Annotated in this window: 12 protein-coding genes; 6 read left to right on the top strand and 6 right to left on the bottom strand. The window is 66.9% G+C overall.

Annotation, left to right across the window (positions count from 1 at the left end):
- Positions 1 to 28: 28 nt before the first annotated feature.
- Together EV138_RS07535 and EV138_RS07530 are read right to left on the bottom strand one after the other, a co-directional pair.
- Complete coding sequence (locus EV138_RS07535; RefSeq protein WP_133977681.1) at positions 29 to 400, bottom strand: VOC family protein; 372 nt, start codon at positions 398 to 400, stop codon at positions 29 to 31.
- Between the two features lie 30 nt (positions 401 to 430).
- The gene (locus EV138_RS07530) at positions 431 to 1,300 is read right to left on the bottom strand and encodes a LysR family transcriptional regulator (RefSeq protein ID WP_133977680.1); all 870 of its coding nucleotides are present in this window, start codon (positions 1,298 to 1,300) and stop codon (positions 431 to 433) included.
- Positions 1,301 to 1,379: 79 nt separating this feature from the next.
- Between EV138_RS07530 and EV138_RS07525 the strand changes: the two genes are divergently transcribed.
- On the top strand, positions 1,380 to 2,564 hold the full coding sequence (locus EV138_RS07525; protein WP_133977679.1) for an MFS transporter: 1,185 nt from the start codon (positions 1,380 to 1,382) through the stop codon (positions 2,562 to 2,564).
- Here the strand turns inward: EV138_RS07525 and EV138_RS07520 are convergent.
- On the bottom strand, positions 2,561 to 4,753 hold the full coding sequence (locus EV138_RS07520; protein ID WP_202866658.1) for an RICIN domain-containing protein: 2,193 nt from the start codon (positions 4,751 to 4,753) through the stop codon (positions 2,561 to 2,563). The two genes, EV138_RS07525 and EV138_RS07520, sit on opposite strands and share 4 nt — an antisense overlap.
- A gap of 191 nt (positions 4,754 to 4,944) precedes the next feature.
- Between EV138_RS07520 and EV138_RS07515 the strand changes: the two genes are divergently transcribed.
- Complete coding sequence (locus EV138_RS07515) at positions 4,945 to 5,949, top strand: LacI family DNA-binding transcriptional regulator (protein ID WP_133977678.1); 1,005 nt, start codon at positions 4,945 to 4,947, stop codon at positions 5,947 to 5,949.
- A 170-nt stretch (positions 5,950 to 6,119) separates the two neighbouring features.
- On the opposite strand, the gene EV138_RS07510 is transcribed toward EV138_RS07515, so the two are convergent.
- Both EV138_RS07510 and EV138_RS07505 read right to left on the bottom strand, forming a co-directional pair.
- Positions 6,120 to 6,962 (bottom strand): alpha/beta hydrolase family protein, encoded by an 843-nt coding sequence (locus EV138_RS07510; protein ID WP_202866657.1) that lies wholly within the window; start codon positions 6,960 to 6,962, stop codon positions 6,120 to 6,122.
- Between the two features lie 267 nt (positions 6,963 to 7,229).
- A complete protein-coding gene (locus tag EV138_RS07505; RefSeq protein WP_133977676.1) occupies positions 7,230 to 8,243 on the bottom strand; it encodes a LacI family DNA-binding transcriptional regulator in 1,014 nt (337 codons plus the stop codon).
- 328 nt (positions 8,244 to 8,571) lie between these two features.
- Between EV138_RS07505 and EV138_RS07500 the strand changes: the two genes are divergently transcribed.
- Genes EV138_RS07500 through EV138_RS37605 form a run of 4 tightly spaced genes read left to right on the top strand, consistent with a single transcriptional unit; the run spans position 8,572 to position 16,203 of the window.
- Entirely contained in the window at positions 8,572 to 9,639 is a 1,068-nt protein-coding gene (locus EV138_RS07500; protein ID WP_133977675.1) for a glycosyl hydrolase 53 family protein, read from the top strand.
- A gap of 12 nt (positions 9,640 to 9,651) precedes the next feature.
- A complete protein-coding gene (locus EV138_RS07495) occupies positions 9,652 to 12,492 on the top strand; it encodes a rhamnogalacturonan lyase family protein (protein ID WP_133977674.1) in 2,841 nt (946 codons plus the stop codon).
- A 1-nt stretch (position 12,493) separates the two neighbouring features.
- Entirely contained in the window at positions 12,494 to 14,389 is a 1,896-nt protein-coding gene (locus tag EV138_RS07490; RefSeq protein WP_133977673.1) for a glycosyl hydrolase 53 family protein, read from the top strand.
- Positions 14,386 to 16,203, top strand: a complete 1,818-nt coding sequence (locus EV138_RS37605) for a GDSL-type esterase/lipase family protein (protein ID WP_202866656.1) — start codon at positions 14,386 to 14,388, stop codon at positions 16,201 to 16,203. The genes EV138_RS07490 and EV138_RS37605 overlap by 4 nt, the downstream gene beginning before the upstream one ends.
- Positions 16,204 to 16,282: 79 nt before the next feature.
- Here the strand turns inward: EV138_RS37605 and EV138_RS07475 are convergent, their stop codons facing one another.
- On the bottom strand, positions 16,283 to 17,497 hold the full coding sequence (locus EV138_RS07475) for a glycoside hydrolase family 5 protein (RefSeq protein ID WP_133977672.1): 1,215 nt from the start codon (positions 17,495 to 17,497) through the stop codon (positions 16,283 to 16,285).
- Between the last annotated feature and the right edge of the window lie 97 nt (positions 17,498 to 17,594).

Genomic DNA, 17,594 nt, shown 5'->3' with positions numbered 1-17,594 from the left:
GGAAACGCGGTGCTGCCCGGCTGCGGGCTCAGGCCGGATTGACCGGCGCTGCCCAGCCCGGCCGCGGGATGATGCAGAATGGGTGACCGGCCGGATCCTCGAAGACATGCTCCGACAACCTCTTCGCGCCCAGAGCCAGTACCAACGGTTCGGCGGTCTCGATGTCGTCGACCATCACGTCGAGGTGGAACTGCTGAGGCCGCTCCCGATCGGGCCACTGTGGTCGCTGATGGTCGGGAGCCAACTGGAACGCCAGCCCTGAATTCGTGTCGCTGGGCGCGATCACGACCCAGTCATCACTCTCGTACGTCACCGGCAGCCCGAGCAGCTCCGAGTAGAACCGCGCCAGCCCAGCCGGATCCGGGCAGTCAATGACCACATGATGCAGACGTCCGATCATCCCGCCATGATCCCACTGCCGGCTCATGCCTCACCGGATGTCGAGCAAGGTCAAGAAGGCGGTCGCTGCCGGCGTGCGGCCGGTGGGGCTCCAGACGACGTACTCGATGCGGGCTGGTGCGTCGGTGACTTCGATCGTGATCACTCCTGTCAGCTGTGGCGCGTAGCTGCTGGCGAACAGGCCGACGCCGAGGCCCGCGGCGATCAGCCGGGCCATGAAATCGGCGGAGGTGACCTCGAAGGCGACGTCCCGGTCCAGGCCGGCAGCCTGGAAGGCCTGGTCGGTTTGCGCGCGGCCGGCCGTTCTGGCGGGCAGGTCGACGAAGACCTCTTTGGAGAGCCTGCGAAGACTGACGGTGGCCTGTCCCGCGAGCGGGTGGTCCGGTGCGACCACGGCGACGAGCCGGTCGCGGGCGAGTTCGCGTGCCTCGACACCGGTCGGCCGCGCCGTCGTCGGCAGTCCGAGGAAGGCCAGCTCGATGCTTCCTTCCTTCACCTGCTCGACAAGATCCTCGCTCGCGCCCACCCGCAGCGAGATGCGGACGTCCGGGTGCTGCTCACGGAACGTGCCCAGCGCAGCGGGGATGTCGACGGCGGCGACCGTCGGGATCAGTCCGACGGCGAGCCGCCCGCGGATCTCACCGACAGCCGCGGCAGCCTCGGCTGCCGCTCGGTCGGCCGCATCGAGGCACTGTCGCGCGGCCGGCAGGAAGGCCGTGCCCGCGGGGGTCAGCCGCACTCTGCGGCTGGTGCGCTCGAAGAGCCTGGTGCCCAGCTCGCGCTCCAGCCGGGCGATCTGATGGCTGAGCGCGGACTGCACCACCAGGCAGCGGCGGGCAGCCTGCGTGAAGCTGTTGGTCTCCGCGACCGCAAGGACATAGCGCAACTGCTGCAGTTCCACCCATCTATCTTAAATCACGATCGATGAGATGAAGAGCATGTGTTGGACTCATCAATAGCGCTCGGCCGAGACTGCTGGAATGACGCACCGATCGATGACTCACCAGCCGCAGGCGACCGGGAAAGCCTGGTTCGGCGTCGCCGCGATCACCGCGAGTCTCTTCGTCTTCCTGACCACCGAACTGATGCCCGTCGGCCTTCTCACCCCGCTGAGTTCCAGCTTGCGGGTCCCGGTGGGAGTCGCCGGCCTGATGGTCACCTTGTACGGCGTATCGGCAGGCCTCGGCGTTCCCTTCATCGTGGCCTGGACCCGGCGGGTCAACCGCCGGCTCCTGCTCTCGCTGCTGCTGGTGGTGCTGACGCTGGGGAACCTCGTCACCGCCGTTGCCCCGAGTTTCCCGTTGGTGCTGACGACCCGCCTGGTGATGGGCTTCGCCAGCGGGGTGTTCTGGGCCATCGGGGTCAGCATGGCGATGCGGATGGTGCCGGGACCGCTGGCCGGCCGGGCAGCGGCGGTGGTGATGTCCGGCATCTCCATCGCCGCTGTCGTGGGCATCCCGCTCGGCATCTTCGTCGAGAGCCTCACCGGCTGGCGCAGGACGTTCCTGATCTGGGCCGGTCTGAGTCTTCTCGTCCTCGCCGCGGTCGCCGTCCTCGTCCCGTCCCTGCCGTCCGACAACGCCGTACCGGTCCGGGCGGTGTTCGGGCTGCCGCGCGCGAACGCACAGCTTCGACTGGTGATGGTCATGGTCGTCTTGTTCGTCCTCGGCCACTTCGGGGCGTACACCTTCATCAGGCCGTTCCTCGAGGGCGAGTCCGCCACGACACCGACCGCCGTCACCATCTTGGTGATGCTGTACGGGATCGGTGGCGCGGCCGGGAACTTCCTCGCCGGACATGTTGTCACCAGCAACTTCCGTGCCGGTTTCGTCGTCGGCAGCGGGGGCGTGGTGGTGTCGTTGCTGTTGCTGCTGACGGCCGGTCACCAGCTTGCTGCCGCAGTCGTCGCGGTCACCTTGTGGGGCATGTCCTTCGGCATCGTGCAGCTGTGTCAGCTCAACCTCACCCAAGCCGCCGCGCCCAGTACGTTCGAAGCCGCGATGTCACTCAACACCATGGCCTACAACACCTCGATCGCCCTGGGCGCGCTGGTCGGTGGCCTGTTCGCCGACCATGCGGGAGTGCGGAGCGTCTTCTGGTTCGGCATCGCGCTGACCGCCGGATCCATCGTCGTCACCGCACTCACCTGGCCGAAACGCACTTAGCTGATCGTCCATTGCTGGAGCGGGTCGGTGGTGTCGGGCTGTTGTGTGACCTTCGCGCCGTCGGTGCTGGAGGCGGTGGTGACAAGGAGGCCACTGCTGACCGACTTGAGCGTGTAGGCGCCGTTGGCGAGTTTGGTGGCGATCCAGTGCTGGTTCGGGTTGCCGGTGCAGGTCCACTGGATGATGGCCGTACCGGCGGTGGTCGCGCCGCCGTTGACGTCGGCGCAGAGGCCGGAGGAGTTGTTCTTCAGCGTGTAGGAACCATCGGCCTGCTGGGTGAAAGTCCACTGCTGATTGGTGTCGCCGTGGCTGGTCCAGGTGATCAGTTGCGTCCCCGCGACGGTGCTGCGGTCGGGGTCGTCGAGCGCCTTCCCGCTGGTGGTGACGGTGTGTACGCCGTTGAGGTTCTGGGGTGCAGTTCCGACCGCGGTCACGGCCAGGGTCTGCTCGGCCCCCGTGCGGGTGCCGCCGACGGCGTTACCGGTCGTGTTGGTCCAGTCCCGGGTCGGGGTGGTCTCGGCGAAGCGGCCGGAGTCCGCGGAGAGGCCGAGGACCAGACCGCTGTGCCGGTTGACGAAACGGAAGGTCCCGCCGGTGTTCTTGATCAGCCACCATTGCTGGCCGGCCGTCGACCCGACCGCGGTGACGCTCGGCTTGGTGCCCCAGGCGCGACTGCTCGTCGTACCGGCGTCGATACCGAGCGCCTGGCCGGTCGACGAGTTGCGGATCTGGTACGAACCGTCGCCGGCGGCAACGAAGTACCAGGCTTCGAGGGCCGAGCCCGACGCGGTGCCGACGGACGTGGTTGCCGTGGTCCCGGATTGCTGGGTGAGGATCCGGCCGCCGGCACTGGCGATCCGATAGGTCTTGGTCAGGTCGAAGGGTGCGGCGGCGGGGGAGGTCGAGGTGACCGTGAGGTTGACGTACTCGCCGGACGAGCCGCCGGAGCAGCCGAAGGAACAGTACGAGCGGAAGCTCTTGCCGATGATCGTGGAGCTCGTCTTGTTCACGCTGTCCAGGAACCAGCGGTACCACGAGGCCGTGGTGTAGCTGCCGGTGTCGCCGATGGAGTACCACTTCTGACTGGTCAAATCGTCGGTGACGTAGAAGTGCTGCGGCTCGTTGCCGTCCTGTCGTACCGCCTGCGGCTCGCCGATGTAGAGACCGAGGTAGGCGTCGTAGGCGATGTCCATCACGAAGAGCGGCGAGGTCGGCGAAAGGGTGCCTGCGGCAACTTGCTGGTCCACGCTGCCGGTGCTGGCCGGGTTGTACTCCTTCGCCAACGGCGTGTAGCCGTTGGGATTCGCGGCGTCGACCGGGACGAGGTTGCTCTCGAGGCCACCGACGCCGGCCTGCGACCACGACCCGTCGTACCACTTCTGCCACGAGCCGGGTGCCATCTTCGCCGACATCTTGGCCCGGGCGACGTGCTGCCGGAAGTTCTTCCAGCCGCCCGACTTGTCGATGATCCGCGAGCCGTAGTACACGTAGAAGTAGCCGGACGCGGTGTCGACGAACAGCCGCTGGTCGCCGTCGCCGTACGAGTAGGTCTGGTTCGGGAACGCCGTACTGTCGTTGCGTTTCGTGCTGTACGGCGAGGTGATGACGTGGCTCTTGATCGTCCAGGTCTTGCCCTGGTCGGTGGAGACGGCGTAGTCGATCGCGTCGTAGTGCAGCCCGTCGCCGAACGGCTGCGGCGTGAACTCGTTGTGCACCAGTCCGTACCAGTCGCCGGTGTCCGGGTCGACCCAGACCCCGGCCAGGTCACAGAAGTTCTTCTGCGAGTAACCCGAGCCGGCCGGAGCGAAGGTTGCCTCGAGCCCCGTCGGGCTGTTGTTGCAGCGCCAGGTGGTGTCGTTGTTCTTGTCGCTGGAGTTGGCCGGATTGATCGCGTTGCTGAGGACGCTCGACTTGGTGGCGGTGTCGAGGTTGCTGCCGGTGTAGAAGTCCCACTTGCGCGGCTCCGTAGCGCCGTACAGCGCCGCGGACTGCTGGAAGTAGAACGTCCCGTCCTTGTCGATGTACGTGCCGGCCGGGGTGTCGGTGGGCGTGCTCCAGGTGCCCTTGGCGCCGACGCTGATGGTGTACGTCGCGGTCGGTGGCGTCGCCGACGCCGCCGAACCGATCCCGCCGACGACAATCCCCAGGCCTGCCAGCGCCACCACAGCTGTCTTCCGAGAACGTGACACGAGAACTCCTTGGGGTCGGGACGTCGCCGTCTCTGCGGGTTAGCGGGACAGTACGAGTCATTTGACCGGTAAACAAGATCGAGCTGAATAGAAAAATGTGCTTCCTAAGGCGTCTCGCGGTTGACGGTCGGTTGCGCTGGGACCGATACTCGGACCAGTCAGTTGACCGGTCCAACAGATGAGGTTGCCCGATGGTGACGATGCAGGACGTGGCCACCCGGGCCGGCGTCACCAAACAGACCGTCTCGAACGTGGTCACCGGCCGGGCGGCCGTCCGCCCGGACACGGCGGCGCGGGTCCGCGCGGCGATCGCCGACCTGGGCTACAAGCCCAACCTGGTGGCACGATCGCTGGCGACCGGTACGACGATGACGGTGGGCCTGATCGTGCCGACCGTCGCGAGTCCGTTCTACTCCGAGATCGTCGAGGAGGTCGAGAACGTGCTGGACGAGCACGGCTACCACCTCGTGCTCTGTACGACGCGCGCCGACGGCGAGCGCGCCAAGCGGCAACTGGCCGGACTGTCCAGCCGGCTGGTCGACGCGCTGCTGATCGCCGGCGACCGGGACCTGACCGATCCGCTCGCGCTGCTGCCCGACCCCCGGTTCCCGATCGCCTTGTGTGCTTGGGAGACGCAGGTACCCGACTCGCTGCCGGTGGTGACCATCGACTACGAGCACGCCGGATTCCTGGCCGGCAAGCATCTGCGCAGTCTGGGCCACCAGCGGGTGGCGGCAGTGGTCGAGTTGCCCACACATCAGCGCCGGCTGGCCGGGTTCCGGAACGCCTTCGCGCAGCATCGGGTGCAGGTCCGCGACGACATGGTCTTCGCGCCGCCGGAGGCGACGCCTGCTGGTGGCTTTGCCGCCGCGCAGGCGGCGCTCGCCGCGGATCCGTCGCTGACGGCGATCTTCGCTTCACATGATCTGCTCGCGCTGGGCGTGCTCGAGGCGGTGAAGGAGTCGGGCCGGTCGGTGCCCGGCGACGTTTCGGTGATCGGATTCGACGACACAGCTCCCGTCGGCCTGACGCATCCGGCCTTGACCGCCGTGGCGATCCCGAGCCGGGAGATGGCGCAGCAAGCGACCAACCTGCTGCTGCGAGCGATCTCCGAAGGCACAGCCCCGGTGAACTCCGCCCAGCTCCTCCGCACTTCCCTGGTGATCCGCGACAGCACCGGCCCCGCCAAACGCTGACCATCTCGCGTGCTGTCGAGGAGCTGCTGAACTTGCGGGCCCGCATCGGCGAGACGGGGCCTTGGAGGTGCTGACCGACAGCGGCGTAGCCGTCTGGCGTCAGCGCGTACGTCGGTAGGTTTGGGGTACCGCTCGCCTGGCGTCCGAGCGGTACCCCGTGGTTGAAGGCGTCAGAGGCGGGATTCCCACTTGATCTTGGTGCCGGATGCGTCGGCCGGCAGGCGGTCGCGTGCGGCGGTGTCGCCGTACATGGTCCAGCGGGCCCAGTCGACGACGGTCCGCGGGAAGCGCTGGTCGCTCCAGAAGCTGGTGTGGGTGCCGCCGATGAAGGTGAGGAACGCCTTCGGCCAGGTGATCTCGTTGTAGGCCTGGCGGGCTGAGGAATAGGCGCAGGTCGTGTCGTGGTCGCCGTGGACGAACAAGACTTTGGCCGAGACCGTGCTGGAGGGGTTGCCCATGTCGACGCAGGACTGCGGGTTGGCGGAGACGACACGGTGGTCGGGCCAGCGCGTGAGCAGGCCGTGGGTGACCATGCCGCCGAGGGAGTGACCGGAGATGCCGACGCCGATGCCGGTGTTGATGTGCCCGGCCAGCGGTCCGCTGGTGTTGAGCGCGAGGGTGTTGGTGAGGATCTGCGAGACGTCCTTGGAGGTGTTGCCGTTGTTGACGTCGGTGAAGTTGTGGTTGAAGTACGGGGCGGGGACGACGAAGCCGGCCGCGGCGAGTGCCCGGATGATGAACAGTGAGTTCTGTGGGCTGCTCCCGAAGCCGTGCGTGAAGTTGTAGATCGGGAAGACACCGGCGGCGACCGGGGCATCGGTCACCGGGCTGCCGCCGGGGGTGCCGGTGGCGGGGTAGTAGACGTAGGTGGTGCACGGGCGGCTGCCACGGGTCCAGTTGTACTTGCGTACGCCGACCGCGAACGGCGTGGTCGGTGCGGCGGCCTGGGGAAGGAGGGTGCCGAGCGCCTCGCCTGCACCGAGCAGTGTCAGGCCGGCACCGGCGGCAGTCATGCTGAGGAACGTACGACGTCGCATGGTCATGTGAACTCCAAACAGGCAGAGATGGGGGCGGAGAGCCTGCGTGATCTGAGGGCGGTTTCGCATGCTGTGAACGTGCACAGTCTTGAAGCCGCCCGAGAGGATGTCAAGAGTCTGATGCGCTTTGCAGCAATGCGGCCATGACCTGGATAGATGTGTGAACGCTCCCACCCATGTCAACCCGATGGGTATGGCGGCGTGCTGGGACGCGGCGGCCGCAGCCGTGGTCGAGCCGTCGAGTCAGGCGGATTCGCGGCGGACGAGGGTGGTGGCGAGGAGGACGGCGGCCGGTTGCTCGCCGCCGACGATCTCGGTCAGGAGGCGGACCATCTCGCTGCTGATCCGCTCGAAGGGTTGCCGCATCGTCGTCAGCGCGGGCGACAGGGTGGCGGCCAGCCAGGAGTCGTCGAAACCACCGACCGCGATGTCTTCAGGGACTCGCTTGCCGTGGGCGGACAGGGTGGTCAGGGCGCCCGCGGCCATCAGGTCGGAGGCGACGAAGACCGCGTCGATCTCGGGCCGGGTGGCGAGCAGGTCGGCCATCGCCCGCTGACCGCCCAGTCTCGAATAGTCGCCGTGGGCAACCAAGCCTTCGTCGTACGCCCTGCCCAGCTCTTCCCGGTAGCCCTTGAGGCGCAGGACACCACCGGGGGTGTCGAGCGGCCCGGTGATGGTGGCGATGTGCCGGCGACCCGAGTCGCGGAGATACCTCACCATTTCCCGGGCGCCGGTCACGTCGTCGGCGGCGACGTAGCCGACCCGGCCTTCGTACCCGAGCGGTACACCGCAGGCCACCACGGGAATGTGCTCGCGCAGCAGCGAAGCGATCACCGGGTCGTCGGCGTGGGACGAGATCACCAGTACGCCGTCGACGTGGCCGGCCGTGATGTAGTCGGTGACGTGCCGCCGTTCCGCCGGCGTTCCGGCGACCATCAACAGCAACGGGATGTCGCGTTTGGCCAGGGCGTCGGCCGCGCCGCGCAGCAGCACCGAGAAGTTCGGGTCCTCGAAGAGGAGTTGCTGTGGTTCGGTGAGCAGGAACGCCACCGAGTTCGCGCGGCCCGTGACGAGGCTCCGGGCGTGCCGGTTGGCGGCGTACCCCGTTGACTTGATCGCGGACTGGACTGCCGTCAGTGCCTCGGGTGACACCCAGTGGCCGCCGTTGAGCACTCGCGAGACCGTGCCGCGCGAAACGCCGGCGACAGCCGCCACGTCCTTGATGGTGGGCCGCCTGCGGCCACCGCTGAGTTCCACCCTGGCGAGTCTAGTGTCGCGGCACTGACTCGGGACGGCGACGACGGCGCGGCCACGGGCGTCCCGACCAGCCTGTCCGCCACCTCGAAGCGACTCGGGCGACGGGTTAGTTGGGATGGGAGCCAAACAAATTAGCGTGGATCAAACCATCTCGCAAGCCCCTGTGCACGTGCACAGATTTGCGACCACAAAGCCTTGTCAGGTCAGTGAACTTGCGCTTTCATCATGGTGATTATGCGATTGCGGAGCGTGTGCGCGTTCACAGGCACCAGTAAAGCCCGATCTCGCTAGCGCTCTTCCCTCCGCCCCCAGGAAGAGGTACCGCCCCATGTCGAGAAGTGACCACGAACCAGCACAACCCATCATCAGCGCCCCGCCAGGGATCTCCCGACGCACCTTGCTGGCCGGTGCGGCCGCCGGCGCCGGCGCCCTTGCGCTCGGCGTCGGCAGCCTGGCCGAAGCGACCACGGACGCCACCTTCGTGAAGGGCGCGGACATCAGCTGGATGCCGCAGATGGAGGCGCACGGCTACTACTGGAACAACAAGGCCGGGCAGCGCCAGGACCTGTTCACGATCTTGAAGAGCTACGGGATCGGCGCGATCAGCCTGCGCACGTGGGTGAATCCGTCCAGCGATCCCGCCAACGGGCATTGCAGTATCCAGGAGACCGCGAAGATGGCCGCGCGCTGCCGCGATGCCGGTCTGCAGGTCCTGCTCGGGTTCCACTTCGGCGACACCTGGAACTCGGTCGGCGTGCAGAATCCACCCAAGGCGTGGGCGAACATGTCCTACAGCCAGATGCTGAGCGCTCTGCGCAGCTATGTCTCCACCTCGCTGAACGTCATCAAGTCCGCCGGCGTGACGCCAGGCTGGGTGAAGATCGGCAACGAGCAGAACTCCGGGATCTGTCACCCGGTCGGCAGCGTCAGCAAGCCCGGCCAGATGACCGGCCTGCTGAACGCGGCCTACGACGCGTCGAAGCAGATCTTCCCGACCACACCGGTGATGATCCATCTGGCTCAGCCACAGAAGATGGACAGCATTCGCACGTTCATGAATGCCTACCGCGGCAACGGGGGCAAGTGGGACGTCACCGGCCTTTCGTCGTACGCCGGCGGCAGCAACGTGGCGCCGATCCTGGGCAACATGCGGACCATCCAGTCCACCTACGGCAAACCGATCATGCAGGTCGAGTTCGGCGGACCCGTGGACAGGGCGACCCAGACCCGGGACGCGCTGCATCAGTTCGCCACCGGCATCAAGGGCTTCGGTGGCCTCGGCACCTTCTACTGGGAGCCCGAGGGCTACTCGCCCTTCACCGGCTACACCATGACCGCCTGGAGCTCCGGCACCAGACGGCCGACCGCCGCCCTCGACGGATTCCTGAACGTCTAGCCGGGAGAAGCCATGAAACTCACTCGCATCATGATCCTCACCTCGGCGCTGACCGCCGCTGCCCTGGGCCCGCTGCCGGGCGTGGCCGCACCAACAGCACAGACGGCACCGACCGCGTTGCCGACGGGGTGTTCGGGAACGGCGCCGATCCGCTGTCACTTCGATGTTGCCCCCGGCAACTATGACGTCACCGTCGATCTCGGCTCTTCGACCCGGGCCGCCAACGCCGCCATGTGGGTGGAGGCGCGCCGGCAGATGCTGACGGCGGTCTCGACCAGCGCGGGCCAGGTGATCCGCAGTACGTCGACGGTCAACGTCCGAAACCCTGAAGGTCAGCCCACCGGCCAGGGCGGCACCGGGACCTCAGGCTTGAGCATCACCTTCGACGGCACCGCACCCGCGATCGGCTCGCTGACAGTCAAGCCGGCCGTCTCTCCGCTGGTGGTGTACCTGGCCGGCGACTCGACCGTCTGCGATCAGCCGACCGCGCCGTACACCGGCTGGGGCCAGCGCCTGCCGACCAGCATTCGCAACGGCGCCGTGGTCGCGAACTACGCGGACTCCGGCGAGAGCTCGGGCAGCTTCCTGGCCAACAGTGCGCTGTTCCCGAAGATGAAGCCGCTGATCAAGAGCAAGGATCTGGTCCTGATCCAGTTCGGGCACAACGACAAGGACACCACCGCGACCACTTTCCGGGACAACCTCACGAAGATGGTCAACGGCGTCCGCGAGCGCGGCGGGACGCCGGTGCTGGTGACACCGCCGGTACGCCGGTTGTTCAGCGGCACCCGGCTGACCGGGACCGCGTTGCACATCAACAGTCGCGGCGTGGACCTGCCCGCGGTGATCCGGGCCCTCGGCAAGACTGCGAGCGTCCCGGTGATCGACCTGACCGCCAAGAGCAAGGCGCTCGTCGAGTCACTGGGCCCGACAGCATCCCAGCAGCTGTACCTCACCAGAGAAGCGGGCGACAACACCCACTTCTCGGTGTACGGCGCGACTCAGATGGCCGGTCTCGTCGTCCAGGGTGTCCGCGAGCTCAACTTGTCGCTGGTCGGCTACCTGCGGCCGAACACAGTGGCGAGCGCACCTGCAGTTGCTGCTCAGCCGGCGAAACCTCAACTGGAGAAGCTGAATCGCGGTGTGATCAGTGTGCACACGGCCAGGGGCAATCGCGTGAGCTGGCGGCTGCTCGCCGACGACCCGGCGGGTGTCGCTTTCAACGTCTACCGCGATGGCACGTTGCTGACCAAGACACCGGTCACCGGTCCGACCAGCTACCAGGATGCCGCCGGCGCCGCGGGCGCGAAGTACGTCGTACGGGCTGTGGTCGGTGGGGTCGAGCGGCAGGCGAAGTCTGCTGGTGACGATTCGCTGACCCTCAACAGCGTTGCCGGTGCAACCGCAAGCAGCCGGGACGTGCCGTTGCAGATGCCGGCCGGCGGCAAGACACCGTCCGGTGAGAGCTACACCTACACCGCCAACGACACCAGCGTCGGCGATCTGGACGGTGACGGCGAGTACGAGATCGTCGTGAAGTGGGACCCGACCAACGCTCACGACAACTCCCAAGCCGGCTATACCGGCAACGTCTATCTGGACGCGTACAAGCTGAACGGGACGCGATTGTGGCGGATCGACCTCGGCCGCAACATCCGGGCCGGTGCGCACTACACCCAGTTCCAGGTCTACGACTACGACGGTGACGGCCGCGCCGAGGTCGCCGTGAAGACCGGTGACGGTACGAGGTCCGGTACCGGGCAGGTGATCGGCAATGCGAGCGCCGACCATCGCAACTCGTCCGGTTATGTCCTCAGCGGACCGGAGTACTTGTCGGTGTTCCGCGGTACGGACGGTGCCGTGCTCGCGACCGCCAACTTTCAGCCGCCGCGCGGAACCGTGTCGTCGTGGGGTGACAACTACGGCAACCGCGTCGACCGCTTCCTGGCAGCGACCGCCTACCTGGACGGCTCGCGACCCAGCATCGTCATGGCCCGCGGCTACTACACCCGTTCCGTCATCACCGCCTGGGACTTCCGCAACGGAGCGCTGACCCAGCGCTGGATCTTCGACTCCAACACGGCGGGCAGTCAGTGGACAGGCAAGGGCAATCACAACCTGTCCATCGCGGACGTGGACTCCGACGGCCGCGACGAGGTGCTGTACGGCTCGATGGCGATCGACGACAACGGGCGCGGCCTGTGGCAGAACAACACCCACCACGGCGACGCGTACCACGTCGGCGACTTCATCCCGTCCCGTCCGGGCCTGGAGGTGTTCAAGCCTTCGGAGACGACCAGCGAGGTGGCGCACTGGATGGGTGACGCACGCACCGGCCAGATCCTGTGGAGCGCTCCGTCGTGCGGTTGCGACAACGGACGCGCGGTGGCCGAGGACATCTGGGCGGGCAACCCGGGCGCGGAAGCCTGGTCCGCCGCGGTCGGTGGCCTGCGCAGTGCCACCAACGGAAGCCAGGTCGCGGCCCGCAAGCCGGGCTCCATCAACTTCGTCATCTGGTGGGACGGCGACGCACAACGCGAACTGCTCGACGGCACGCACATCGACAAGTACGGCACGGGTGGAGACACCCGCCTCCTGACCGGCTCCGGCGTCGTGGCCAACAACGGCACGAAGTCGACCCCCGCTCTGTCGGCCGACCTGTTCGGCGACTGGAGGGAGGAAGTGATCTGGCGTACGTCGGACAACCGGGCCCTGCGGATCTACTCCACCACCGACACCACGAGCATCAGTCACCCGTCGCTGATGCAGGACCGCCAGTACCGCCTGGCCGTCGCCTGGCAGAACACCGGCTACAACCAGCCCCCACACCCCAGCTTCGCGATGGGCCGCTGACATGGGTAGCAGACAGAAGGCCGCGGCGGCCGTGACCGGATTCGCCATCGTGCTGGGTGCGGCGCAGGTGCCTGCCGGCCCAGCGCAGGCCGTCTCCGGTACGGCGGACATCCATCCGATCGAGAGCAATGTCGCGGCGAAGTTCTGGGCCTCGGCCACCGCGACCAGCAACTCGTCCATGGCCGGGCGGGCCATCGACGGCGACCCGGCGACTTCCTGGTTCGCCGCCGCGCCGGGCCGGCAACGGCTGACCGTCGATCTCGGTGGCGCCTACGACAACCTGCGCAAGGTGCGGGTCGTCTTCGCCGACCCTGGCGTCCACCGGTACGTCGTCGAGGCGTCGTCCGACGGCGGCCGGTGGACCCGGATCGCCGACCGGTCGCACAACCGCGTCCGGTCGCGAGGAGCCGTGGAGCTGTTCACCCGGCCACGCACGCGCTTCGTCCGGCTCGCGGTCGACGCGCTCCCCGGGGGCGCGAAGGTCGGTGTCAGCGAACTCCAGGTCTTCAACTACCTGCGCGACGATCTCGTTCTCGGCGCCGACCTGTCCTCGGTGGACGACTTCCAGACCCGGGACTACTGGGTCGACCCGCTCGGCGCCGACCGTGGCGCCGGTCCGCGACTCCTCGACGTCGCCAAGGATCGCGGCATGCAGTTCGCCCGGCTCCGGATCTGGAACGAACCGCGGGCCGAGAGCACCGGCGAGCCGACCGCGGTCCCGCGCCAGGGCCCCGATCGTTCGCTGGAATCAGCCCGGTGGGTCAAGCAGCGGGGAATGGGCCTCGGCATCGACTTCCACTACGCCGACTCCTGGGCTGACCCTAGTAAGCAGCCCAAACCACGAGCCTGGGCCCGACTGGACTTCAACGACCTCAATCGTTCCGTGTACGACTTCACGGCCGGCTACCTGCGCCGGCTGGTGAAACAGGGCATCACACCCGACAAGGTTGCTGTTGGCAACGAGATCGTCAACGGCTTCCTGTACGGGAGCGAAGCCGCCGCCATCGGTACGACGAGTCCGCCGTACTTCGTCGACCAGGCCGCGATCTACCAGTCGAAGCCCGGCGGTGGTCTGCTCTGGCAGTACTGGGGGTCGACGGATCCCATCGAGCAACGGCTCTACAACGAGTCCTGGGACCGGTTCACGACGCTGGCGGCCTCCGGGATCAAGGCCGTCCGGGACGCGTCGCCGCGGACCAAGGTGGAGATCCACGTCGTCGTCGACAAGGGACGGTTGGCCAAGACCATGGAGTTCTGGCACCAGTTCCTGACCCGGGTGAAGGCCAAGGGCCAGCGCCCCGACGTCCTGGCGATCTCCTACTACCCGCAGTGGCACGGCACGCTCGAGGACCTCGAGGTGAATCTGCACACGATGGCGACCACCTACCCGCAGTACGAGCTCGAGGTCGCCGAGACCGCCTACCCCGCGTCGGGCGGCGACACGCCACAGCCGAACTCACCGTTCCCGCAGACCGTCCAGGGCCAGGCGGATGCGATCCAGCGCGTCTTCCAGGCTGCCAACGACGTCGTCGGGAACCGGGGGAGCGGCGTCCTGACCTGGGAGCCCGCGAGCTACCAGGCCATGTTCCGGGCGGTGCCAGGACTGCCGAACACCTGGGAACCGTACGCGTCGATCAACGTGTACAACGCGAGCCGAGCCAGGCACGTTCTCGAAGACACCGTTTTTGCCACCACCGTCGTCGGCACCCGGGCGGCACTGCCTGCCACCGTGCGGGTTCTCACCATCGCGGGCAGGAAGCTCACCGACGTCGCCGTCCGCTGGCAGGCGCTACCACCCGGCGCCACCGATGCTCCGGGCCAGGTGACTGTGTCCGGCCTGACCGACCACGGACCGGTGACCGCCGTCGTCGACATCGTCAAGGGAGTGCACCGATGAAACTCAGAACGGCCTTCGTCGCCGTCACTTTGATCACCGGAATGGGCATCATGCCGCCCGCGGCAGCGCAGTCGACCGCGAACCCGGCCGCAGCCGAGACCGTTGCGGCCGGCAACGGGCGGCCGGATGACTCGAACCTGCAGTACTACGGGCGCTGGAACAAGTCGAATGCGTCCTGGTACTCGATGGGCTGGGCCGGTGGGTATGTCGAGACCGGCTTCACCGGCAGCTCCATCGGCGTACGGCAACGCAACACGATCGACCTGTACTACTCCATCGACCACAAGCCGCCGCAATGGCGGCGCAACGTCTCCGGCACGGTCACTCTCGCCACCGGCCTGTCGGGAACCTCGCACACGATCCGGATCGGCTATCGGGAACGGGCCGGTTCCTACACCGGCGACCCGGTCTTCGGCGGACTCGTGCTGGCCGGCGGCGCACAGACCGTACCGATCAGCAGGCCGCCGAAGCTCGTCGAGTTCATCGGCGACTCGATCACCGTCGGCCAGCCGAACGCCAACCGGCCCTTCACCGCTTACCCATGGCTCACCGGCGAGGCGCTGAAGGCCGGCCACACCCAGGTCGCGCAGGGTGGCGCCTGCCTGGTCAGCCAGGACTGCTACGGAATGATGGACTGGTTCCGCCGGTCCTCGGCCTGGGTGAGCACCGACGACTGGAACTTCTCCACCTATCAGGCGTCCGCGGTCGTGATCAACCTCGGCACCAACGACGTCGGGCACGGCGTGTCGACGACGAAATTCCAGCAGAGCTACGTCGTCATGCTCGAGCGCGTCCGGCGCGCCTATCCCAGCGCGCAGATCTTTGCCATGGGCACCTTCCGCAACCGCTACGTGCCGGAGACCCGCAACGCCGTCGCGGCCCGCACCGCCGCCGGGGACGGCAGGGTCCACTTCGTCGACACCACCGGGTGGATCAATCCGGCCACCGACACGAGCGACAACGTCCATCCCACCGAGGCCGGTCACGTGAAGATCTCACAGCGGCTGACACCGATCCTGGCCGGCTATCTCCAGTTCGACCAGACCGGCTGCTCCTCGCCGACGGCAACCGCGGCGGCACCGTCAGCGCAAGCACCGGTCACCGTGTGGATGGCCGGCGACTCCACCATGGCGGCGCCGTCGGCAGGCGCGACCTGTCCGGTCGGGTGGGGCAGCCAGTTCGCCCAGTACTTCAACGCGAACGTCACCGTCAAGAACAGCGCCGTCGCCGGCCGGAGCATCCAGACCTGGTTGTACGACCCGAATGTCACCACCAGGATGAACTCGGCCGGGGAGTGTGTGGTCAGTCCGGCCACCTACTCCTCGCGCTGGCGGGCGATGCTGGATGCGACGAACGGTATGAAGGCCGGCGACTACCTGGTCATCCAGTTCGGGATCAACGACGGGGACAGGAACTGCCCGCGGCACGTGGGTTCGGCCCGCTACCGGGAACTGCTCGGCGTGATGGCGAGCGCTGCCAAGGCTCGCGGTGTTCATCCGATCCTGCTGACCCCGGTCGCCGCGATCACCTGCTCCGGCAGTACGGCTGTGGGCAACCGCGGCTTCATCAGTGAGACGAACTCCGCCGCCAGCGCCAACCAGGTGCCGGTCGTGGACCTGCACCGGCTCAGCTACACGCTCTACAACACCCTTCATTTCTGCCCGAACAACGGCGACTACAGGTCGGGGCCGGTGGGTGCGTTCTTCTGCAACGACCACACCCACTTCGAGGCGGCGGGTGCACGGCAGATCGCCGGCGTTGTCGCCAAAGCCCTGCGAGACCAGCAGATTCCCCTCTCGGCCTACCTGAAATAGGGTTACGTGAGGCTGAAACCAACGAGCCCCGCCTGCAATCAGCAGGCGGGGCTCTTTCAGCTGGGTGCTGGACGGCAAGCTACTTGGCAGTGGCGACGCCGGTCTTGATGGCGTCGATGATGCCCTGCTGGGTGATCGTGTTCGAGCTGCGGTTGAACAGACCGAAACCGTACCGGCCGTTCGCACCGTTGTCCCAGTAGACGGTCGCCGCGCCGTACTTCTTCGCGGTAGCCGTGACGGCGCGGGCGAAGTCCGCGCGATACCGGTTGTTGGATCCGTCGTACGACGTCTTGTCGATCGAGCCGTACTCGCCGACGACCACCGGATACCCGTGGCTGCCGAACTTGTCGTACATCAGCTTCAGTTGCGCGTCGAGGTAGTCTTCCTGGCCCCAGGTCGACCTCTTGGCGGGGTTGGTGGCGTTGCGGCCCCATTGGGTGATGTTGCCGCTTTCCTCGCCGGCGAAGTCCCAGGGCGCGTAGTAGTGCACGGAGATCATGATGCGTTGTTCGGTGCTGGGGATGCTGGAGGACCGGTACTGGTCGGTCGGCAGCTTGAAGCCGTAGTTCCCCGCGGTGTAGTCGATGTTGGTGTTCCAGCCCGGGACCAGCAGCCATCTCGAACTGTTGTTGCCGCCGGTCTTCCGGACGGTGTCGACGAAGAGCTGGTTGTAGGCGTTGATGTTCGAGTAGCACGGCTGGGTCGGGTTGCCGTACTGGCCGTCGAATTCCTCGTTCATCGATTCCAGGATCAGTCGCTGGTCGTAGTTCTGGAACCGGTACGCGATCTGCTGCCAGACCTTGGCGTACTTGGCCTTGATCGTCGTCTGGTCCGAGGCGTCACAGATCAGCCAGGAGCCGGTGACGGACTTGTAGCCGTCGCCGTGCAGGTTGATCATGACGTGCATGCCACGGTAGTAGGCGTAGTTGACGACTTGCTGGACCCTGTTCAGCCAGGTGGAGTTGATCGCGTAGTTCGGGCCGGCGCCGATGTTCTTCAGATAGGAGACGGGAATCCGGATCGATTTGAAGCCGGCTGCCTGCACCTTGTCGATGAGGGCCTGTGTCACGGTCGGATTACCCCAAGCCGTTTCGCTGGGATACCCGTTGGAGTTGGCCTCCAGCTGGTTTCCCAGGTTCCAGCCGGCGCCCAGATCGGCCACGATCTGCGAAGCGCTCGACGTCTGCGCACTGGTGCCGGCCGATGCCTTGTCCGTCAAGGCAGGGACCGCGACGGCGGTCGCCAGCACGGCGGCAAGGACGGCGATTCTGATCTTTGCTGTTCTCGAACCCATACGAATGCTCACTTCCTGGGGCAGTGGTGGAAGCGTCGAAGCGCTTCGACCAGTGGGGGCGGATGGTACTGGAAGAGCCGATCGGGTTGGGCCGGAT

The sequence above is a fragment of the Kribbella voronezhensis genome, from assembly GCF_004365175.1.
Classification (GTDB): Bacteria; Actinomycetota; Actinomycetes; order Propionibacteriales; family Kribbellaceae; genus Kribbella; species Kribbella voronezhensis.
This window is presented reverse-complemented; position numbering and strand designations above follow the sequence as displayed.